The 21,401-nt window shown below is 66.4% G+C and carries 20 protein-coding genes; 12 read left to right on the forward strand and 8 right to left on the reverse strand.

Annotation, left to right across the window (positions count from 1 at the left end):
* Position 1: 1 nt before the first annotated feature.
* Both HL671_RS15830 and HL671_RS15835 read right to left on the reverse strand, forming a co-directional pair.
* Entirely contained in the window at positions 2-1,336 is a 1,335-nt protein-coding gene (locus HL671_RS15830; protein WP_172236950.1) for an FAD-binding oxidoreductase, read from the reverse strand.
* Between the two features lie 9 nt (positions 1,337-1,345).
* Complete coding sequence (locus tag HL671_RS15835; protein ID WP_172236951.1) at positions 1,346-2,773, reverse strand: UbiA family prenyltransferase; 1,428 nt, start codon at positions 2,771-2,773, stop codon at positions 1,346-1,348.
* Between the two features lie 133 nt (positions 2,774-2,906).
* On the opposite strand from HL671_RS15835, the gene HL671_RS15840 reads away from it, so the two are divergent.
* Positions 2,907-4,487 (forward strand): glycosyltransferase family protein, encoded by a 1,581-nt coding sequence (locus HL671_RS15840; RefSeq protein ID WP_172236952.1) that lies wholly within the window; start codon positions 2,907-2,909, stop codon positions 4,485-4,487.
* A 13-nt stretch (positions 4,488-4,500) separates the two neighbouring features.
* On the opposite strand, the gene HL671_RS15845 is transcribed toward HL671_RS15840, so the two are convergent.
* Positions 4,501-5,133: a winged helix DNA-binding protein gene (locus HL671_RS15845; protein ID WP_172236953.1), complete on the reverse strand. Its 633-nt coding sequence runs from the start codon at positions 5,131-5,133 to the stop codon at positions 4,501-4,503.
* 155 nt (positions 5,134-5,288) lie between these two features.
* Between HL671_RS15845 and HL671_RS15850 the strand changes: the two genes are divergently transcribed.
* The 8 genes from HL671_RS15850 to HL671_RS15885 all read left to right on the forward strand — a co-directional run bounded on the left by HL671_RS15850 (position 5,289) and on the right by HL671_RS15885 (position 13,348).
* Positions 5,289-6,521, forward strand: a complete 1,233-nt coding sequence (locus tag HL671_RS15850) for a dienelactone hydrolase family protein (RefSeq protein ID WP_172237017.1) — start codon at positions 5,289-5,291, stop codon at positions 6,519-6,521.
* A gap of 75 nt (positions 6,522-6,596) precedes the next feature.
* Entirely contained in the window at positions 6,597-8,138 is a 1,542-nt protein-coding gene (locus HL671_RS15855; protein WP_172236954.1) for an ABC transporter substrate-binding protein, read from the forward strand.
* 15 nt (positions 8,139-8,153) lie between these two features.
* On the forward strand, positions 8,154-9,161 hold the full coding sequence (locus HL671_RS15860; protein WP_172236955.1) for an ABC transporter permease: 1,008 nt from the start codon (positions 8,154-8,156) through the stop codon (positions 9,159-9,161).
* A complete protein-coding gene (locus HL671_RS15865; RefSeq protein WP_172236956.1) occupies positions 9,154-10,044 on the forward strand; it encodes an ABC transporter permease in 891 nt (296 codons plus the stop codon). The genes HL671_RS15860 and HL671_RS15865 overlap by 8 nt, the downstream gene beginning before the upstream one ends.
* Positions 10,041-10,916, forward strand: coding sequence for an ABC transporter ATP-binding protein (locus HL671_RS15870; protein WP_172236957.1), 876 nt, complete (start codon positions 10,041-10,043; stop codon positions 10,914-10,916). Before HL671_RS15865 ends, HL671_RS15870 begins: the two co-directional genes overlap by 4 nt.
* On the forward strand, positions 10,913-11,773 hold the full coding sequence (locus HL671_RS15875; RefSeq protein ID WP_172236958.1) for an ATP-binding cassette domain-containing protein: 861 nt from the start codon (positions 10,913-10,915) through the stop codon (positions 11,771-11,773). Before HL671_RS15870 ends, HL671_RS15875 begins: the two co-directional genes overlap by 4 nt.
* Positions 11,770-12,486 (forward strand): SDR family oxidoreductase, encoded by a 717-nt coding sequence (locus HL671_RS15880; RefSeq protein ID WP_172236959.1) that lies wholly within the window; start codon positions 11,770-11,772, stop codon positions 12,484-12,486. Before HL671_RS15875 ends, HL671_RS15880 begins: the two co-directional genes overlap by 4 nt.
* 262 nt (positions 12,487-12,748) lie before the next feature.
* On the forward strand, positions 12,749-13,348 hold the full coding sequence (locus HL671_RS15885; protein ID WP_012046973.1) for a VOC family protein: 600 nt from the start codon (positions 12,749-12,751) through the stop codon (positions 13,346-13,348).
* A 209-nt stretch (positions 13,349-13,557) separates the two neighbouring features.
* Here HL671_RS15885 and HL671_RS15890 read toward each other — a convergent pair whose 3' ends face one another.
* Complete coding sequence (locus tag HL671_RS15890) at positions 13,558-14,130, reverse strand: hypothetical protein (protein WP_012046972.1); 573 nt, start codon at positions 14,128-14,130, stop codon at positions 13,558-13,560.
* Positions 14,131-14,482: 352 nt separating this feature from the next.
* Here HL671_RS15890 and HL671_RS15895 point away from each other — a divergent pair, with 352 nt between their 5' ends.
* Together HL671_RS15895 and HL671_RS15900 are read left to right on the forward strand one after the other, a co-directional pair.
* The gene (locus HL671_RS15895; RefSeq protein ID WP_012046971.1) at positions 14,483-14,878 is read left to right on the forward strand and encodes a GFA family protein; all 396 of its coding nucleotides are present in this window, start codon (positions 14,483-14,485) and stop codon (positions 14,876-14,878) included.
* A 229-nt stretch (positions 14,879-15,107) separates the two neighbouring features.
* On the forward strand, positions 15,108-16,364 hold the full coding sequence (locus HL671_RS15900) for an aminopeptidase (protein ID WP_012046970.1): 1,257 nt from the start codon (positions 15,108-15,110) through the stop codon (positions 16,362-16,364).
* A gap of 87 nt (positions 16,365-16,451) precedes the next feature.
* Here the strand turns inward: HL671_RS15900 and HL671_RS15905 are convergent, their stop codons facing one another.
* Together HL671_RS15905 and HL671_RS15910 are read right to left on the reverse strand one after the other, a co-directional pair.
* The gene (locus HL671_RS15905; RefSeq protein WP_012046969.1) at positions 16,452-16,901 is read right to left on the reverse strand and encodes a DUF4399 domain-containing protein; all 450 of its coding nucleotides are present in this window, start codon (positions 16,899-16,901) and stop codon (positions 16,452-16,454) included.
* A gap of 223 nt (positions 16,902-17,124) precedes the next feature.
* Positions 17,125-17,943, reverse strand: a complete 819-nt coding sequence (locus HL671_RS15910; RefSeq protein ID WP_172236960.1) for an MBL fold metallo-hydrolase — start codon at positions 17,941-17,943, stop codon at positions 17,125-17,127.
* A 110-nt stretch (positions 17,944-18,053) separates the two neighbouring features.
* Here HL671_RS15910 and HL671_RS15915 point away from each other — a divergent pair, with 110 nt between their 5' ends.
* The gene (locus tag HL671_RS15915) at positions 18,054-18,980 is read left to right on the forward strand and encodes an alpha/beta fold hydrolase (protein ID WP_172236961.1); all 927 of its coding nucleotides are present in this window, start codon (positions 18,054-18,056) and stop codon (positions 18,978-18,980) included.
* Positions 18,981-18,985: 5 nt separating this feature from the next.
* Here HL671_RS15915 and HL671_RS15920 read toward each other — a convergent pair whose 3' ends face one another.
* Positions 18,986-20,512, reverse strand: a complete 1,527-nt coding sequence (locus HL671_RS15920) for a permease (RefSeq protein ID WP_172236962.1) — start codon at positions 20,510-20,512, stop codon at positions 18,986-18,988.
* Positions 20,509-21,258 (reverse strand): ABC transporter ATP-binding protein, encoded by a 750-nt coding sequence (locus tag HL671_RS15925; protein WP_172236963.1) that lies wholly within the window; start codon positions 21,256-21,258, stop codon positions 20,509-20,511. The genes HL671_RS15920 and HL671_RS15925 overlap by 4 nt, the downstream gene beginning before the upstream one ends.
* Positions 21,259-21,401: the final 143 nt, after the last annotated feature.

Raw genomic sequence — 21,401 nt, forward strand, 5'->3', positions numbered from 1 at the left:
CTCAGATCCCCAATCGGGCCGAAAGGTGGGAGACGAGTTTGTCGGTGGCGCCGATGCAGCGGCGGATGTCGCGCAAGCCGTCGAGACCGGCATAGCCGGCGGCGAAGGTGGCCCGCGACTGCCGCGCATCCTTGGCGAGATAGAGTCGGCCTCCCGCGGCGGTGACGATCGCATCGAGTTCGTCAAGGAACCCGAACAGCGAGTCCTGAATCGGAAAATCCATGGCCAGCGTGTAGCCGCGCAAGGGAAACGACATCAGGCCGTGGCTGTCGCCGATCTGCTTGAGCACGGCAAGGAACGAGGCGCTGCCGCGGCGCGCGACGCGGTCGAGGATCTCGGCCAGGACGCGGCGGGCGTTGGCTGCGGGAATCACACACTGATGCTGCAGGAATCCGCGCGGACCATAGATGCGATTCCAGTGGCCGATCGTGTCAAGCGGGAAGAAGTAGGGATCCCAGTGCACGAGTTGTGGCGTCAGGGCCTGCCGGGCACCGCGCCGGAAATACAGCGCATTGAAGCCGCGCACCGCGAGCGGGTTGAGCACGAAGCTTGGCATAAAGGCCGGCATCGAAGGTCCAGCACGCCGCTGCGGCGGGAAGGCGTCGCGCGCCGGCGCGAAACGGTCCTTGTCGGCTGCGCTTGCATGGTCTGCGGCGTAGATCAACGAGCGGCCGAGCGCGCGTCCGCGGGCCAGGCAGTCGATCCAGGCGACCGAATAAGTATGGGCCGCGGTTCGTTCCAGCGCGGCCATGGCGGCGTCGAGATCTTCGGCGACATGGGTCTCCTGCACCAGCCAGCCGGTCTCGATCGGCATCAGGACCAAAGTCGCTTCGACAATGATGCCGGTCAGCCCCATGCCGCCAACGGTGGCATGAAACAGCTCGGCATTGGCGTGCCGCGAGCAGGTGACGATCTCGCCGTTCGGCAGCATCAATCGAAGCGCGATCACATGATCACCGAAGCCGCCGTCACGATGATGATTCTTGCCGTGGACGTCGGCCGCGATCGCGCCGCCGATACTGACGAATTTGGTACCCGGCACGACTTTCAGGAAGAAGCCGCGCGGCACGTAGGTCGCGAGGATGTCGGCAATGGTGACGCCGGCCTCGACCGTCAGCTCGCCGCTCGCAGGATCGAAGCGGCGCATCCGGTTGAGGCGCGATGATGTCAGCGTCGTCGCCATGCCGACCGCGGCGTCGCCATAGGCGCGCCCCTGGCCGCGGGCAACGAGTCCGCTGCGCCCGGCGAGCAGCGGCGCGATGGCCTCGGCTCGCGCGGGCACGAGCTGCTCGGTCGGAATGCGCGGATAATTGCCCCAGCCGGCGAGGTCGCTCATGGCCGGTCGTTACATTGCGGCGAGCATGATCGCACCGATGGTGCCGAGCGCGAGCCAGCTGACCCGGTCCTTCAGCGCAAAGATCACCGGATCGTCGTCGATCAGGCCGCGCTGGGCGAACAGCATCACACGGGCGACCCAATACATCAGCACCGGACAGCTGGCCCACATGATCTGGGGATGACCGTAGAGCGCGCGCACCGCGTCTGACGAGATGTATAGCGTGAAGATGACGACGGCATTGAAGCCGGCCGCCGCCGCCAGGACCGCGATCATCGCCCGGTCGTTCGGCTGGTAGTCGCGTGACAGCGGCCGGTCGCCGCTGCTCCGGCGATCGAGCTCGACGTAACGCTTCACCAGCGCCAAGGCCATGAAGATGAAGAGCGAGAATGCGAACAGCCATTCCGACATCGCGACGCCGATGGCGACCGCGCCGGCGACGACGCGGATCGTGTAGAGCACGGCCAGCGTGACCACGTCGAGCAGCGCAAGGCGTTTCAGCCGGAACGAATAAGCGGTGGTCAGTGCGAGATAGCCGGCAAGCACGCCAAGGAAGGCCGGGGAGACCACCGCGGCGATCGTGATCGCGCCGATGAGCAGCAGCGCCATCGCGGCGATGGCCTGCGCCGGAGCAATCGCGCCGCTGGCGATCGGCCGCTCGCGCTTGGTGGCATGGGCGCGGTCGGCGCTGACATCGACGAGGTCGTTGAGGATGTAGGCCGCGGAGGCGCCGAGCGAAAAGGCAAGCGCCGCAAACAGCGCCGTGATCGCCGGCCACAGGCCGAATTGATGGGCCGTCAGCATTGGCACCAGAACGAGCGCGTTCTTGGCCCATTGATGCACGCGCAGCAGCTTCGCCCAGACCCGCCAGCCGACGGGATCGCTGGTCGCAACGGACGGCGCCGCAGGTGAGCGGCGCGGGATTCGCGTCGCGCCGGCCGGCAGCACTTCGGAATCATGGCCGAGATAATCGAAGCCCTGACTCCAGGACTGCAGCAGGCTCATGGCCTCCGGATCGAGCCTGGCGCCATCCGCCGAGGCGGTCCAGGCGGTGAATACGCCGAGATGCTGGGCGATGGCACCGACGAGCGCGCTGTCATAGGTGTCGGAGGCGAGATAGACCGGACGGCCTTCGCCGAGGACGCGCAGCATATAAGCAACGGTTTCGGTGTCGTAGGCGAGACGGGCCGGATCGAAATGTGCCGAATTGGCCAGGCGTCGCTTCAGCTCGGCCGGACCGCGCAGCACGGCGGCGGCCAAGGCGATGGCGGCTGCGGGACGATGGGCGATCTCCGACCAGATCGCCTCGCTCGACAGGCTCGTCTGCATCAGCACGTCGTCGACATCGACGACCAGCGGCCGGCCGCCGCGCATGCGCGCGTCGCGGAGTGGGCCGGCGTCACCCGGGCCGGTCGTGTCTTGATAGGGAAGTGGCATCTCTCACCGCTGCTGGCGTCGCGCTCATCCTGCGGCTTGCTTCCCTAAGATCGTGTGAACCGGCGCGGAGCAACCAGGACGAAAGCCGGTGCTAAGGATTTTCCGTCATGGATGCGCGAGCAGCAGCGCATCCATGGATTCGACCGGTTCCTCAGCCCAGAAGCTTCTCCAGGTCGCCGGCGCATGGCTCGGCGGCTGCGCGCTCGCGGCCTTTGCCGTCCGTTCGGTTAACGATCCGTTGTGGGCCGACGAATTGCTGACGACGCATTTGCTGCAGGCGGACAGCCTGCCGAGGCTGTGGAGTGGGATCGCGCGCGGCATCGACGGCAATCCGCCGCTCTATCTCACCGGCGCATGGCTGCTGACGCGGTTATTGCCCTCAGCCGTGCCCGTTGTCGCGGCGTTGAAGCTGCTGAATATCGCATTGGTCGGCCTCGGCCTTGTCGCGCTGTGGCGGCTCGCCCGCCGTGCGATCTCGGCGGTCTCCTGCACGGCCGGCGCCCTGATCCTCGTCACGCTGAACGACAACCTGCTCTACGCCGCCTTCGAACTGCGGACCTATGCCACCTATTTCGCGACGGCGGCCGTCGCGGCGCTGTGCCAGCAGCGGCTGATCGAGCGCGGTCGTCCCGCCGATCTGATGCTATCAGCGTTGTCCTTCGTCGGCCTGGCCTTCGCGCATACGTTCGGCATCGCCTATGTCGGCTGCATCGCGCTGGCCGGCTGTCTCAGCCGGCCGCGTGATGGTGCGCTGCTGCGCCGGGCGCTGCTTGCGACAGGTCCGGCGGTGCTCCTCCTTCTGGCCTGGACGCCGGTGCTGCGCGAGCAATTGCAGGTGGCGAGCCCGTATGGCTGGATGACGGAGCCGGGCTGGAGCGAGTTGGCCGAGACCCTGTTCTCGTCGCAATGGCTGCTGGCGATCAGCGTGGTCGCGCTGCTGGGTCTGGGCAACGCCGGAATGGCATGGCTGAAACGAACGCCGCGGCGGCTCGAGGAGATGGTCGCCAGCGACCAAGGGCAGCCAGCCCGCTATCTCGGCCTCCTCGCGGCCGGCTTTACCGCCTTCGCGCTCGCCGGCTGGATGGTGTCGCGCGCCGCTGTCCCGATCTTCGTGCCGCGGTTCTTCACCCCGCAGATCGTGGTGTCCTACCTGCTGCTCACAGCCTTTGCGCAATGGCTGCGCGTTGCCGCACCGCGTGCGCTGGCGCTCCCGGCCGCGCTGCTGATCGGCGGATTGATGTTGCGCAACGTCGTGGATCATGCGGCCACGCCGTTCCACGGCGATCCCGTCTGCGCCGATGCGAATGGCGGCTATTTCGAGAGCCCGCATGTCGGCGGTGACCTGCCGGTGATCGCGGACTCGCCCCATGTCTTCCTGCCGCGCGCCGCCTATGCCGCGCATGCTGCGGCCTATCGATTTCCGCTCGATTGGGATGTGGTGATGACCTATCCGACGCGGTCGCCGGGCAATGCGGTCGACTATCACATTCTGCAGGCCTTGCAGGGTTGGCTGCCGATGCCGCAAATCGTGAGCACGGCCGATGTCGTGCGCGATGGTGCCCAGTTCCTGGTGATCGAAACGCCGGGGCGCGCCTGGTTCGATCATCTGCGTGCCACGCACAAGGTGCAGGCCGAGGCGCTGGCGCACAGCGTCGGCCGGGCTGGCGTGGTCTGCACCTTGTGGAAGGTCACGGCCGTCGACGGGCCGCGCTGAATGCGCGGCGCGATTAGGACTGGTGGCGCTTGGTGATGGCGACGCGCGCCGCCTGGCCATAGAGTCCCGACATCTGGTCGAGTTGCGCGGTGGTTGCCGCGCAGCTGTCGATCCAGCCGGGCAGCGCGTCGAACAGCGGCGGCAGCGTCGTGGCGCGCAAGGCGGCATAGTCCTCGGTGACGGCGCGGCCGCGGGCGGTGGCGCGGTAGCGCGTCTCCTTGCGCGAGGAGCGGCCTTCGGTTTCGATCAGGCCGGCGCGCACCAACTTGCGCGTCGCATATTGCAGATTGGGCACGTCGACGCGGTTGAGCAATTGGCCGACTTCGGCGAGCCGTTTCGGCTCGTCGCCCATGCGCACGACATTGAGGACGGCGACGTCGTCGCCGGTCAGCGGTACCTCGCACACCGCTGCGAGGCAGGACGCCTTCCAGCGGTAATAGGACTGCGCCAGCCGCTCCAGCGCAAATTCGAAATCCGACAGCCGCCGCTCCGCATCGCTGCGGGCGAGATGCCAGGAGCCCTTGTCGCCGTTCGCATCCGCGGCGTTGCGTGCCTTGGCCGGCTGTGAACCTGTCCTACGGCCGGCGGATTTCGCCTTCACCGCCACGGCCTTGCGCGTCGCCGCGGTGCCATCAGCCCTTTTCAATATCCCGTCTCCCGATGCCGCTCCGCACAATGCGTGTGCAGCGCATGCTCAATCTCTGCTGTTTACATCCGATATTTTTACATTAAAAATTCAATGAAGAAAACACATCAGGTGCGGCGTCACTGTGGACGCCGGCAGGACCGGGGAGCATGACGATGGCTGGACAGTGGGTCGACATTGCCGCCGCCGATGGCGGCACGTTCAAGGGCTATCTGGCCGTGCCGGCATCAGGCTCCGGTCCCGGCATCGTGCTCCTGCAGGAGATCTTCGGCGTCAACGCCTCGATGCGCGCGGTCGCCGACTACTATGCCGAAGAGGGCTATGTCGTGCTGGCGCCCGAGCTGTTCTGGCGCTTCGAGCCGGGCATCGAGCTCGGCTATGGCGAGGCGGATTTCGCCAAGGCGTTCGGCTACTACCAGCGCTTTGACGTCAATCTCGCGATCAAGGACACGGCGGACGCACTGAAGGTGCTGCGGGCGCGGCCTGAATGCAAGGGCAAGGTCGGCGCGCTCGGCTTCTGCCTCGGCGGCAAGCTCGCTTACCTCACCGCGGCCCGCACCGATGTCGATTGCGCCGTCTCCTATTATGGCGTCGGCATCGAGGCCGATATCGCCGAGGCCAAGACCATCAAGGGACCGATCGTCTTCCACTTTGCGGAGCTCGACAAGTTCGCCCCTGCCGAGGCGCGCGAGGCGATCAAGGCCGGCTTTGCCGGCCGCGACGATGCCGAGTTCTATCTCTATCCCGGCTGCGACCACGCCTTCGCCGCGCCGGAGCGCGCCAGCTTCGACAAGCCGGCGACGCTGATGGCGCATTCGCGCTCGATCGCGCTGTTCCGCAAGGTTCTCGGTCCGCATTATGACCTGTCGTCGCTGTGGGATCGCCACACCGAGCTCGAATTCGCCACCCGCTCGGCGGAGGCGACGATGGGCACGATGGTCGCCGAGCCCTATGTCAACCACATCCCGACCATGACCGGCGGCGTCGGTTACAAGGACTTGCTGCGCTTCTACGCCAATCACTTCATCCCGAAGACGCCCGCGGACACCAAGCTTGTACCGATCTCGCGCACCATCGGTGCCGACCGCGTCGTCGATGAGATGCTGTTCTGCTTCACCCACGATATCGAGATCGACTGGATGCTGCCCGGCATCCCGCCGACCGGCAAATATGTCGAGATCCCCTTGGTCGCGATCGTCCGCTTCCGCGGCGACAAGCTCTACAACGAGCACATTTATTGGGATCAGGCCTCGGTGCTGGTGCAGATCGGTCTGCTCGATCCGGCCAAGCTGCCGGTCGCGGGCATCGAGACCGCCAAGAAGCTGGTCGATGAATCCCTGCCCTCGAACACGCTGATGAAGCGCTGGGCCGAGAGCGCGCCGAACTGATCACGTCTTCGGGCGGCGTCGGCAGGAACGCCGCCTCATTCGCTCGTCGTCCTTCGCATCCGGAGTTGCATCACCATGCGTGACCATCAGATCTCTCGTCGTACGATGTTGCAGCTCGCCGGTGCGGCTGCGCTGCCGCTCGCCGCCGGCCTGCCGATCCATTCGGCGCGCGCCGCCGCGAGCACCCTGACCATCGCCTACAACGTCAATCTGCCGTCGTTCGATCCGACCGTCGGCGTCTCGGCGGTGAACCCGACGATCCAGTCGATCTACCAGGCGATCTTCGATCCCTATATCGGCCAGGCCGCCGATCTCTCCTTCAAGCCGGGCCTCCTGACCAAATGGGGCTGGAACGAGGACCGCAGCAAGGTCACGATGGAGCTGCGCTCCGACGCGACCTGGCATGACGGCTCCAAGGTGACGCCGGAGGACGTGGTGTGGTCGCTGACCCGCGCCGCCGATCCGAAGGGTGGCAACCCGATCCAGTTTGTCTGGTCGAAGATCAATAACTTCAAGATCGATGGCCAGACCATCACGGCCGATGTGGTCGAGTTCGAGCCCGTGCTGTTCAAATGGATGGCGTTCCTCACTGGCTACGTGCTGCCGAAGGCGTATTACGAGAAGGTCGGCGCCGAGGGCTTCGAGAAGGCGCCGATCGGCTCTGGCCCCTACAAGGTGGATGCGTTCGAGCGCAACGCCTTCCTGCGGCTGAAGGCGCATCCCGGCTATTGGGGGCCAAAGCCGGCGTTCGACACCGTCGTCTTCAAGTTCGTCACCGATCCGACCAGCCGCGTCGCCGAGATCGAGTCCGGCGGCTCCGACATCACTTTCGAGATTCCCTATGAGGAGTTCGACCGCCTCAAGGCCAAGCCGAACCTCGCCGGGCTCACCCAGCCGATCTCCGACATCGGCATGATCTTCCTGACCGACATCGACCCGATGCTCGACCGCAACGTGCGGCTCGCCGCCAATCACGCCATCGACAAGAAGGCGATCGTCGAGAAGCTGTTGCGCGGCTATGGCGTGCCGATCGACACGCTGGAGGCGCCGGGCTACGCCGCGTTCGATCCGTCGATCAAGACAGCCTGCGACCCGGAGCTGGCGAAGAGCCTGCTCGCCAAGAGCGGCTACTCGACCGCCAAGCCGGTCAAGTTCACGATCCAGACGACGCGCGGCTTCAAGCCGAAGGACTACGAGATGGTCCAGGCGATCGCCGGCATGTGGCGCAAGGTCGGCATCGAGGCCAATATCGAGGTCTACGAGATCGCGCAGCATTTCGAGCTGCGCGCCCGCCACGCGCTGGCGCCGGCCGCGTTCTACAATTGGGGCAATGCGATCGGCGATCCCACGACCTCGACCGGCTTTGCGATGTTCGGCCCGTCGCCGCACTCGGCCTGGAAGGGCAAGGACCTGATCGAGCGCATCGGGCCGCTGTGGGGCGAGAAGGACGACGCCAAGCGCATCGCCGGCTGGAAGGCGGTCGACAAATACATCGCCGAGGAAGGCGAGGTGATTCCGCTGCTGCAATATGTCCAGCCGATCATCCATAAGAAGGGGCTGAAGGTGGTGCCGCAGGCCAACGGCATGATCCTGCCGCAACTCGTCACCCAGGGCTGAGCGGAGACGCGGGCGATGCGCTGGAGCGCCATTCTCAAGCGCCTCGCTCTGATCCCGCCGACCTTGCTCGGCGTCGGCGCCATCGTGTTCGTGCTGCTGCGCGTGGTGCCCGGCGATCCCATCGCGATGATGATCCCGCCGGGCGCCTCGCCGGCGGATATCGCGCGGCTGCGCGCGCTCTATGGCCTCGACCAGCCGCTGCTGGCGCAATTCGTGACATGGCTCGGCCAGGTCGCATCGGGCGATTTCGGCCGCTCGATCAGCCTGCGCCAGCAGGTCTTTGAACTGGTCGGCGCGCGGCTGCCGGCGACCTTGGAGCTCGCGGCGCTCGCTGTCGCGCTCGCGCTCATGATGGGCGTGGCGGTGGCCGTGGTCGGCAGTCTGCTGCGTGGCAGCCGCCTCGAATGGCTGCTCGACACCGCCAACGGCTTCTTCCTCGCCATTCCCGATTTCTTGTGGGCGCTGATCCTGCTGCTCGGCTTCGGCGTGCTGCTGCCGCTGTTGCCGATCTCCGGCCGGCTCGATCCGCAGCTCGCGGTCGCCTTCCGCACCCACTTCTATCTGATCGAAAGCCTGCTGACTTTGCGCTTCGACGTCGCCGCCGATCTCTTGCGCCACATGCTGCTGCCGTCGCTGGCCTTGGCGCTGCCGTTCGCGGCGCTGGTCGCGCGGCTGTTGAAGGCGCAACTCGCCGAGGCCGAGGATCAGGATTACGCCCAGATCGCGCACACGCGCGGCTTCTCGCGCACCACCATCCTGCAACGCGAGGTGTTTCCGAACGCGCTGATCCCGACCGTGGCGCTGTCCGGCGTGCAAGTCACCCTGTTGCTCGGCGGAACCGTGCTGGTCGAGCGCATCTTCTCCTATGAGGGCATCGGCAATATGGCGATCGACGCGGTCATCAACCGTGATTTCCCGCTGATCCAGGGGCTGATCCTGACCTTTGCGGTGCTGTTCATCGCCCTCAACCTCGCCGTCGATCTCCTGGTGGCGGTGCTCGATCCGAGGCTGCGTCATGGCTGATCTCATTCTCTCGGGACCGATCTCCGCGCCGGCCTCGCGCTGGCGCAGCGCGCTGGCGCGCGGCGGGGCACGGCTGTGGATCGGCGGCGTCCTTGTTGCCTTGCTGCTGTTGATCGCGTTGTTCGCGCCGGTGATCGCGCCGCATGATCCGGCCGAGCAGGATCTGATGTCGGCGCAACTGCCGCCCGCCTTCATGCGCGGCGGCGAGGCCGCGTTTCCGCTGGGCACCGACAGCCTCGGGCGCTGCGTCCTGTCGCGGCTGATGTATTCCGCGCGGACCGCCGTGTCGGTGGCCCTGATCGCCTCGCTGCTCGCCGCGATCATCGGCATCGCGCTCGGCCTCGTCGCTGGCGCCTTCGGCGGCGTCCCTGATCAGTCGGTCTCGCGGCTGATCGATGTGTGGATGGCCTTCCCGCCGGTGCTGCTGTCGATCGTGCTCGCGGCGGTGATCGGCGCCGGGCTTGTGTCGGTCATCGCCGCCATCGTCGTGGTCGATTGGACCCGCTTCGCCCGCATCATCAGAGCCGAGACTCAGGCCCAGCTGGCGCGCGACTATGCCGCGGCCGCGCGCGTGCTCGGTCTCACCCGCGCGCAGGCGCTGCGGCTGGAGATCCTGCCCAATCTGGTGCCGCTGATCGTCACCCTGCTGGCGGTCGAGATGGGAATCGCGATCCTGGTCGAGGTCATCCTGTCCTTTGTCGGCATCTCCGTCACCGGCGACACCGCGAGCTGGGGCGGCATGATTACCGAGGGGCGGCAGATCGTCTACCAGGCGCCGTGGATCATGGCGCTGCCGATTCTCGCCGTCATCATCAGCGTCATCGGCTTCAATCTGCTCGGCGACGGTCTGCGCGCCGCGCTCGATCCGGTGCAGCGCCGATGAGTGCCGTGCTCGAGATCGACAATCTCCATGTCGCGATCGGCGCCGCCAATGTGCTGCGCGGCGTCAGCCTGCGCGTCGAGGCCGGCGAGGTGCGCGGTTTGGTCGGCGAATCCGGCGCCGGCAAATCGATGGTCGGCCGCACCATCTTCGGGCTGTTGCCGGCCAAGGCTGCGATCCGCGCCGGCCAGGTGCAGTTCGAAGGCCGCGACCTCTTGGCGATGCCGGACAAGGAGCGGCGCGGTCTGCTCGGACGCCGCATCGCGCTGATCCCGCAGGATCCGATGACCTCGCTCAATCCGGTCCGGCGCATCGGTGCGCAGATGGTCGCGCTGCTGCAGCTGCATCTCGGCCTGTCGAAGCGCGCCGCTCTGGATCGCGCCGCCGATCTGCTCGCCGAGGTCGCAGTCCGCGATCCCGCGCGCGTGCTGCAACTCTATCCTCACGAACTCTCCGGCGGAATGCGTCAGCGTGTGCTGATCGCGATGGCATTTGCCTGCGACCCGGCACTGGTCATCGCCGACGAGCCGACCACCGCGCTCGATGTCACCGTGCAGCGCCAGGTGCTGCAGCTGGTCGAACGGATGCGTCAGCGCCATGGCGCCGCGATCCTGTTCGTCACGCACGATCTCGGCGTGGTCGCCAAGATCTGCCGCAGCATGACCGTGCTGCATGCCGGCCGCGTTCTCGAGGACGGCCCGACCGCGGACGTCCTGGTGAAGCCGCATCATGCCTACACCCGCGCGCTTCTGGCGGCGACGCCACGCGCCGATCGCCCGGCGGATGCGCTGAAGCCGGTGCCGCCGGCGCTGATCGAAAGCCTCTGGGCCGAGGCGCGCCGGCTCGATCAGCTGACCGCGACGAGGCCGGCATGAGCGACATCCTGCTCCGCACCGGCCAGCTCGGCTTCGCCTATCCGGCGCGATCGACATCGCCGTTCGGCAAGCCCGTGATGCGTGACGTCATCAAATCTGTCGATCTCGCGGTGCCGCGCGGCGCGGTGCTCGGTCTCGTGGGCGAATCCGGCTCTGGCAAGACCACGCTCGGGCGGCTTCTGGTGCGGCTGCTGGAGCCGACGTCGGGCGGCATCCAGTTCGACGGCACCGAGATCAGCCACTTGTCGGAAGCTGCGTTGCGCCCGCTGCGCGCGCGGATCCAGATGATCTTCCAGGATCCGCAATCGTCGCTCAATCCGCGCCTGCCGCTGGCGGTGACCTTGACGCGCCAGCTCGAGGTCTATGGCCGGCTGAAGGGCAGGCGTGATCGCCGCGACCGTGCCGCCGCGCTGCTCGATCTCGTCGGTCTGCCGACGGCGTTCGTCGACCGCTATCCGCACGAGCTCTCCGGTGGCCAGCGCCAGCGCGCCGGCATCGCGCGGGCTCTGGCGCTGCAGCCGGACTTCATCGTCGCCGATGAGATCGTCTCCGGCCTCGACGTCTCCACCCAGGCGCATATCCTGATGCTGTTGAAGGAGCTGCGCGCCAAGCTTGGTCTCACGGTCGTCTTCATCAGCCATGACCTGTCGGTGATTCGCGTGCTGTGCGACGAGGTCGCCATTCTTCGGGGCGGCGAGGTGGTGGAGCACGGTCCGGTCGGCCGCATCTTCTCCCATCCGCAACACGCCTATACGCGCCAGCTTCTTGCCGCCATTCCGCTCCCCGATGTCGAGCCGGGCTGGCTCGACGACCCCCCGTCCCGTCAGCAACCCCAGCAGCAGGGATCAGCCGCATGAGTGCTTCGATCAAGGACTCCGTCGTCGTCGTCACCGGTGCCACCGGCGCGATCGCCACGGCGCTCATCGCCGAACTTCTCGCCCGCGGCGCGGCCAAGATCTACGCCGCCGCGCGCGACGTCTCGGGACTTGCGGCCACCGGCAAGATCGTGCCGCTGAAGCTCGATGTCACCAGCGATGCCGACGCGGCGGCCGCCGCCTTACAGGCATCGGACGCAACGCTGCTGATCAACAATGCGGGCGTCAATCACAACACCGCCTTCATGCTCGCGCCCGATCTCGCCTTCGCCAAGGAGGAGATCGAGATCAACTATCTGGCGCCGCTGCGGCTGACCCGCGCCTTCGCGCCGGTCCTGATCAGGAACCATGGCGCGGTGCTCAACATCCTCACCATCCTGGCGCGGGTGAACCTGCCGCTGATGGGCTCCTATTGCGCCTCGAAGGCCGCGGCTCTGAGCCTCACGCAAGGCCTGCGTGGCGAGCTCACGCCAAAGGGCGTGCGCATCGTCGGTGCACTGCCCGGCGCGGTCGACACGCGCATGACGGCCGGCCTGCCGATTCCGAAGATGACCCCGGCCGATGCCGCAAAAGAGATTCTCGACGGCTACGAAGCCGGTGAGGAGGACATCTATGTCGGCGACATGGCCAAGGGTCTCGCTGCTGGCTTGGCGCAGGATCACAAGGCGGTGGAGAAGCAGCTGGCATCGGGGTGACGCGTGGAGCTCCACCGGTTCAGCTACGAAGTGAGGGGTTTGTCGCGGCACACGACGTTGCTCGTGAGTTTCTCCGTCATGCCCGGGCTTGTCCCTGGCATCCACGTCGCTCCCGGAACGCCGCGCGACATGGATGGCCGGGACAAGCCCGGCCATGACGACGTGGAGGCTCACGGGCACAACACTCCGGTCGTCACACGTGTTCGGCTGGATGATCTTTCCCCGCAATCAGGTCATCAGTTTGTCCCCTGGGAGTCCATCGATGAAGATCAGTCAACGCCTCAGCGCCACGATCGCCGCCCTCGCCCTTTCCACCACCGTCGCCTCCGCCGATTCCATCCCCGGCCTGCGCGGCCATGACCACACCGGCATCACGGTGCCCGATGTAAAGGCCGCGATTGCCTTCTTCACCGACGTGATCGGCTGCAAGCAGGCGATGTCGTTCGGGCCGTTCTCCGACGACAAGGGCACATTCATGCAGGATGTCGTCAACGTGCATCCGCGCGCGGTCATTCACGAGATCAGCATGGTTCGCTGCGGCTATGGCTCCAATATCGAGCTGTTCCAGTATGAGGCGCCGGATCAGGCGAAGACGCAGCCGAAGAACAGCGATCTTGGCGGCCACCACATCGCGCTCTATGTCGACGACATCGACAAGGCCGCCGCCTATCTGAAATCGAAGGGTGTGCGCACGATGCAGGGCCCCATTCCAATCACCGAGGGGCCCGCTGGCGGCCAGTCGATCCTGTACTTCCTCACTCCCTGGGATCTGCAGATGGAGTTGATCAGCTACCCAAAGGGCATGGCCTACGAGAAGGGCGCGACGACCTTGCTGTGGTCGACGACGGAGCCGCAGAAGTAGAGCGCGCTGTCCTCGTTCGGATCAGGCTCAGTCGTGCGCCGTCGCTCTTGGCCGCCGAGTGGCTCGCATAGGCGCGTGCCATGATTCTCCGATGCGCAATGGCGTGCGCATCGGAGGTCGGGCATGCGTCGACGGCGAGCATCGCGCGCCTGTGTAACGGCGATCAAGCGACGGCTCGGTTGGTCAAGGAGAGACGGGCTGGGACTGGCTTAGTTGAACGCCATCGGCGTTGCGTTGGCCATCCAACCATCAGTCCGCGCACGGGCGAGATGCTGATATGCTGGTGCGCGGGCCTGGCGGGTGAAGCTGCTGGCCGCGCCGTACATCGACGACGCCGCATCGGGATTCACGATCGTATAGCCTGCGATGGAGCGCGGGTGCTCGCGGGTGACGTGACCCCCGGAGTTGCCGTCATGCACAAGCCAGACATTGCCCGCGACCTGCTGCTGCAGGATCATGACGTGGCCGGGACGGACCGCAGCCATGCCAGGCGCGGGATAGGCCCGCGGAAAGCGACGCCAGTTCGAGGCGAGATTGAGCTCGGGAATGACGCGGCCGAACTTGTAGAGCGATGCTTCGCAGCCGCAGAAGGCGTGCGGGCATCCTGACGGACGGCCGCCGACCACGCGGCCCTCGCCTGCGATCGAGGCCATGGCATACATGGCCGAGTGGTGATGGCGGTGCGCAAAGTGATGAGAATGATGATGGTGGTGACGGGGGCGGGCCTGAGCCTGCGTCGAGAGCGCCAGCAATGCGGCGATGAGGATGACAACACGATACATTTGGAGGACTCCTGAACTGTGAAATCCCCCTGCCACGTGCCAATCAGCCGGCAATCATGTCCTCAAAGTGACGGAATCGCCGGTGAGCCATGCAAAACCGCGAGGGGGCTGCTCATCGAGGCAGGTTCCAATTCAACCCAAGTAGTTGACTCTTTCTCACGACTACCTGGGTACGGTGTGTTCTCTCAGCTCCACGGTCGGACGTGGAATTGTATCAGGACGAGGGCGCGTGACATCGCGGCCCGTTGGGCCGCCACGCTGAGACTTGTTAGTCAATCGCAGCGTGGCGCCGCGCAGTGGTTCTCCAGACCAGGGCGCATGGATCTGGGCGCTTGCCTCAGAGGAGATGAGTATGGCGAGATTTCGTGGCAGCTGCCTGTGCGGTGAGGTCGTGTTCGAGGTCGACGGCCCGTTCGACAAGTTTCTCAACTGTCATTGTTCACGATGCCGTAAGGCCAGCGGCACGGCGCATTCCTGTGAGGTCATCGTCAAGGCCGCGGCGCTGCGCTGGCTGCAGGGCGAAGCGCGGGTCGCACGTTTCGACCTGCCGCAGGCGCGTAGCTTCGCGACGGCCTTCTGCAGTCGCTGCGGCAGCCCGATGCCGCATCTGACGCGCAGCGGCCGGGAGGCCATTGTCCCGGCCGGCGGCTTCGATCAATCGCTCGGGGCCGCGCCGGATCGTCACGTGCATTGGGCGTCACGCGCCGATTGGTATGTTCATGGTGACGGGCTGGACATCGAGGACTGATGCGATCGGATATTGACGCGGTGGTCGTCGGGCGACTCAGCGAGCGCTTGCTCACCTGCGATGAGGGTGCCCGGCAAGCGCCGGCGGCCGCCCGACCAGCCGCATCCCGCCGCTGCACCCCCAGCGGGGCGGAGAGATGACCGCACTGCCGCTGCTTCGCCATTGACCGTCCCATTCATTGGCCTATCTCTTGAAGACCGCGAAAAGAAACCGGAACTGGATACCTCTGATGACCGCACATCCGCGCAATTTCGATGCCGCCATCGATCCCGTGAAGCTCGACCGTCTTGCCGAGGTTGCGGTGAAGGTCGGCCTGCAGCTGCAGCCGGGGCAGGATCTGCTGCTGACCGCGCCGTCGGTGGCGCTGCCGCTGGTCCGGAAGGTCGCGGAGCACGCCTACAAGGCCGGCGCGGGCATCGTGACCTCGTTCTTCTCCGATGAGGAGCTGACGCTGGCGCGCTACCGCTTCGGTCACGACAACAGCTTCGATCGTGCCGCTGACTGGCTCTATCAGGGCATGGCCAAGGCGTTCTCGGAGAACACCGCGCGGCTCGCGATCGTCGGCGACAATCCCATGCTGCTGTCTGGTCAGGATCCGGCCAAGGTCGCACGCGCCAGCAAGGCCAATTCCAAGGCCTACCAGCCGGCGCTGGAGAAGATCACCAATTTCGAGACCAACTGGAACATCATCGCCTATCCGAGCGCATCATGGGCCAGGCTGGTGTTCCCCGATGTACCGGAGGAGGTCGCCGTCGCCAAGCTCGCGGACGCGATCTTCGCCGCCTCGCGTGTCGATCGGGAAGATGCCGTGTCCGCCTGGGAGCGTCACAACGCGGTGCTGCGCGAGCGCACCGAATGGCTCAATGGCCAGCGCTTCAGCGCGCTGCACTACACCGGCCCCGGCATGGACCTGACGATCGGTCTCGCCGACGGCCATGAATGGGAGGGCGGCGCGTCGACCGCCAAGAACGGCATCGTCTGCAACGCCAACATCCCGACCGAGGAGGTGTTCACCACGCCGCATTGCCGCCGCGTCTCCGGCCACGTCGTCAGCTCGAAGCCGCTGTCCTACCAAGGCACGCTGATCGACAACATCCAGGTCAAGTTCGAGGAAGGCCGCATCGTCGAGGCCAAGGCGTCGAAGGGCGAAGAGGTTCTGAACAAGGTGCTGGACACCGACGAGGGCGCGCGCCGGCTCGGCGAGGTCGCGCTGGTGCCGCACTCGTCGCCGATCTCCAAGAGCGGCCTGCTGTTCTACAACACGCTGTTCGACGAGAACGCCGCCTCGCACATCGCGCTCGGCCAGTGCTACTCGAAATGCTTTGTCAACGGCACCTCGCTGTCGCCACAGCAGATCGCGGCCCAAGGCGGCAATCAGAGCCTGATCCACATCGACTGGATGATCGGCGCCGCCGAGACCGACATTGACGGCATCCATGCCGATGGCCGCCGCGTGCCGGTGTTCCGCAAGGGCGAGTGGGCTTGAGCCCGCATGGGCCGGAGCGATGTCCGCACCGGCCCAGATTGTCGACTGCTTCGAATGCCCCGCGGTGCCGCGGTCCGCGAGGCAGCGTTACTGCTTCGCGCTGCCGGTCGTGGCCTGCACGTTCACGGTGATGCGCTCGGACATCACCGGCTTGTTGTGCGGGATGTGGCTCCAATCGCCGAGCACGAGCTGCAGCGTGTGCTTGCCCGGCGTCAGATTGACCGAGGCTTCGGTCTGGCCCTTGCCAAAATGGACGTGCTCGGCGTCCACCGGGATCGCCTCGTTCAGCGCATCGCCTTCGAGCGCAGGCGCGTCGATGAGGAGGTGATGATGGCCGGTGTTCGGAGCCTCGGTGCCCGACGGAGCAACGCCCATGCCGGACAGGCCGAAGCGGATCAACACCGGCGAGGTGACCGTATCGCCATCCTTGAGGTTGATGAAATAGGCCTTGGCGTTGTCGGGTGCGGGCGTTTCGCCAGCCATGGCGAAGGTCACGGTCGACAGCAGGAGGGCGGTTGTGAGGCTCAGTCGGCGCATGTCGGCAAATCCTTGTCTCTGCGAAGGCGGCAAATCTCAAAAGGTGAAAGCATGCTGCAAGTTGCGTTACGCGACTATAACAAGCGCGTCCGCATCTTGCAGTGCGGATAAACACTAGATCAGGAGGTTTGGCGGGGCCGCGAACAAATTGCGGCGCTCGCGTGACGTTTATGGTGCTGGCGCGGTTGTGATGCGATGGTTTACGGTGCCTGCTGCCTTACATTTAGACACCGTCGAGGATGATCACGGTCGGCGTCGACGGCAAGAGCTCGCGCGACATCTTCAGGGTCCGCTCGGTGCGGCGGTCGATCTCGAATTGCTGGCCGATCTTGCGCATGAACTCGTCCAGCGGCGTGGCGAAACGGTGCATCGGCAGCACCACCGAGGCGCGCAGCCGCTTGGTGATCTCGGAGATGCCGTCGAGCGACATCGTATAGGTGCCGTCGATCGGCACCATCACGATGTCGAGCCGGCCGATCGCGGCGAAATGGGTCTCGTCGAGCTTGACGTGCAGGTGACCGAGATGGCCGATGCAGAGCCCGGCGACCTCGAAGATGAAGATCGAGTTGCCGTCCTTGATCATGTCGGCGCCGAGCGAGTCACTGAAATAGCGTCGGATGTCGGTGGTGATGTTGCGGATCAGCACGTCGCCGACCCGCTCGAAGATCTGCGCCGGCTTGCCGTCGTCGCCCCAGCCGCGCAGGACATGCGGGATGCGCGGATCGGGCGCCAGCGTGTAGTGCGTCGAGTGCGCCCGGTTCATCGTGATTACGTCGGGCAGCCGTCCGACCTGGTAGGCGCCGCTGTAGTCGGTCGCGATCCGGATGCCCTCGGGCGTGTCGATGAAATAGGTCGAATGGCCGGCATAGGTGATGGTCACCTCGTTGCCGGACGCGGCGGCCCGGCGCAGGCTCACCGGCATCGCGCGCGGCGCGTTGCCCGCCATCGCCAGGCACTCGCTGGCGCGAGGCCCCGATTGCGCCAGGCCGGGCGATGCGAACGAGACCAGGATGGCAAGCAGCGAGACCAGCGAGCGCAGCATGGCGGTTCCCCTTCAACAGCGCGTGGGAGTGTAGCGCCGAAACCGGATCAGACCTATCATCATCGCAGCGCTGGAATGGGCAAGGTGGTTCAGCACTCGCGGAGGACAGCATGACGGATCAAGGAGGATCAGCGCAGGCGCAGGACATGCAGCCGGTCCGCGCGGTTGATGCCGGGGTGCTCAGAATAGCCTATGTGGAGAGTGGCCCCGCCGATGGACCGGTGGCGATCCTGCTGCATGGCTATCCCTACGACATTCATTCCTATGTCGAGGTCGCGCCGCGTCTGGCGGCCCAGGGCTGCCGCGTCATCGTGCCCTATGTGCGGGGCTATGGGCCGACGCGCTTTCGTGATCCGTCGACGCCGCGCTCGGGCCAGCAGGCGGCGGTCGGCGCCGACCTGATCGCGCTGATGTATGCGCTGGCGATTCCGCGCGCGGTGTTCGCCGGCTATGATTGGGGCGGCCGCGCGGCCTGCGTCGCTGCGGCGCTGTGGCCGGAGCGTTGCCAGGGGCTCGTCTCGGTCAATGGCTACCTGATCCAGGACATTGCCCGGGCGCTGGAGCCGGCGCCTGCGCCGCGCGAATGCGCCTTCTGGTATCAATGGTACTTTCAGACCGAGCGCGGCCGCGCCGGGCTGGCCGCCCACCGCGCCGAGATCGCGCGGCTGTTGTGGCAGCAATGGTCGCCGAACTGGGGCTTCGACGATGCGACCTTCGCGCGCTCGGCCCGGGCTTTCGACAATCCCGATCATGTCGACGTGGTGATCCACAGCTACCGCCATCGTTACGGCCTCGCCGCCGGTGATCCGCGTTACCAGGAGCTGGAGCAGCGACTGGCGGCCCAGCCCGTCATCAATGTGCCGACAATCACGCTTGATGGTGACAGTGACGGCGTGATCCCGGCCACCGACGGCGCGGCGCATGCCGCGAAATTCAGCAATCGGATCGCGCATCGCGTGATCACGCGCGCCGGCCATAATCTGCCGCAGGAGGCGCCTGAGGCCTTTGCGGCGGCGGTGATGGAGCTGCTGCGCTGAGGATGTCAGGTTCGGGGCGGGCTGAGCTTCCAGGCGGCGAACAGCAGCGCTGCCGTCATCAGCCCGCAGATCACCGCGCCCTCCGGCAGCGCCAGCGTAAGCGCGGCCGTCGCGGCCCAGCCGATCGAGGAGAAGGCTTCCGCGAAGGTCGCGAGCCGCGACGAGGTCTGGCGGCGGCGAAACTGGCTGCGCCGTGCCTGGATGCGGAACCACAGCTGGATGGCGGTGGAGGAGACGGTCGCAATCAGCACGGCGGTCGCCGTGACCATCGCCTGTGCCGGTGCGATCCAGGCAAGTGCCAGAACGAGCGGTGCGAAGATCACGGCGATGGTGATCAGCACCACCTCGATCTTGGCGCGCATGGCTCGCCCCGCCGTCAGCGGTGCGGTCGCGACCAGTTCGGGCGCATCCTCGCCGGAGATGGTGAGCCAGGCCAGTCCGCCGGCGAGCTGGCCGGCGGCCATGACGATCACCGGCGTGATCAGAATCACGGCCTGCGAGCTGTCGGAATAGCTCCGCCACAGCAGCAGCGCCGGCGGCACGAGGTAGAGCAGCTGCATCAGCGTCTGTGAGATCAGCCAGGGATCACGCCGCAGCAGCATGAACTCCTTGCGCCGCAGCGCCTGTTGACGCGACCCGCCGCGGAAGGCCCTGACATGGGCGCCGGCGCGGCTGGAGACGCCCTGGGCCGCGGCGCTGATCGCGGTGTCGGCAAAACGCGGGGCAAACAGCAGCATCACGACGCCGAGCAGCAGCAGCCCGGTGGCGAGCAGGATCAGCAGCGCCTGGCCGTCGCCGAGCGCGGCGCGGGCCGGCAGCCAGATCAGGCTGTCCGGATCAGGCGCGATCGCGGCCGCGGCGTCCGAGGTCAGGACCGCGAATCGCGACAGCGTGCCGTAGGAGACGATGGCTGCGATCTGCAGCACGATGACGAAGCCGGCACCGATCACGGCGGCCAGGATCTGCGCGACCAGCCGGGTGCGGGCCGGGCCGATCAGGCGAAACAGGACGATCGTGATCGCGATCGCGATCGCAGCAGCAGTGAGGCCGACAGCCGCGACGACGACGAAGACCGCGAGCCAGCGCAGGCCGCCTTCAATGAGCAGAATATCGACGAACGGTGTGGCCAGCAGCAGCGCCATGCTGGTCACGGACAGCGCGATCGCGGCGATCCGGACCGAGAAGATCTCGGCAAGCCGTACCGGCGACGACATGATCAGGTCGAGATCCGCGCGGGCGTAGAACACCCGTGTCACCGATTCGATCGCCTGCGACAGCATCAGCGCCCAGGACAGCATGATGGTCGCGGTGATCACGATCAGTGCGGTCTTGTCGAGCGGTGGCCGCAGATCGGCGTAGCGGCCGACCACCACCCAGGCCGGCAGATGCATGATGGCGCCAAACAGCAGCAGGCCAATGATCGCGACGCGGGTGCGGCGGCGCCGCCCGGCCGTGATCATGCTGAGCCATTCTCGCCAGGCGAGCCTGAGCTCGTGACGGGCAAACCATGCGAGCGTCGCCGTCCGTGTCATGCCGCCGGCTCGACGTCGACCAGAGCGATGAACAGCTCCTCGAGGCTGGTGTCGGTCCGGCCGTTCTGTTGGCGCAGCTCGGCGAGCGTGCCCTCGGCCAACACACGTCCGGCCGCGATGACCCCGATGCGGTCGGCCATGCGCTCGGCGACTTCGAGAATATGCGTGGTCATGATCACCGTCCCGCCGCGGCGGACGCGCTCGGCCAGCAGCCCCTTGACGTGTCGCGCCGACACCGCGTCGAGGCCTGTGAGCGGCTCATCGAGAATGATCAGCCGGGGATCGTGGATCAGGGCGCCGGCCAGCGCCACCTTCTGGCGCATGCCCTTGGAAAAGCCCTCGCAGCGCTCGTGCAAATGGCCTTCCAGCCCGAGCGAGACCAGCAGCTCGCGGGCTGCCTCGCCGGACGCTGCGGGATCGATGCCCCACAGGCCGGCGACGAATTCGAGATATTCAAGTGGCGTGAGCTTGTCGTAGATCATCGGCTCGTCCGAGACCCACGCCATCATCTGCTTCGCGGCGATGGGTTCACGCAGTGCGTCAATGCCGAAGATCGCGATCTCGCCCGCATCGGGGCGCAGCAATCCGGCGACCATCCGCAAGGTCGTGGTCTTGCCGGCGCCGTTGGGGCCGACCAGCGCATAGAATTCACCGGCGCGCACGACGAGGTCGAGCCCGTCGACGGCCGGACGTTCGAAACGTTTCGCGAGTCCTCGCACGGCGAGGGCGGGGCTGTCTGAGGTCATGGCCGCTCGTTCGGTTTGCGTCTGCAACTTGGACGCAACTCGTTGCGGCCGGGTGAACGGCCGCGCGATTGCGAGATCGATGCGGGTTCCCGTGCCGGCCGGTGCGCCGTGTCCTGCGCAAGGGTGTTCGCTGGCCCGGGCAA

The organism is Bradyrhizobium denitrificans (assembly GCF_013179005.1).
Classification (GTDB): domain Bacteria; phylum Pseudomonadota; class Alphaproteobacteria; order Rhizobiales; family Xanthobacteraceae; genus Bradyrhizobium; species Bradyrhizobium denitrificans.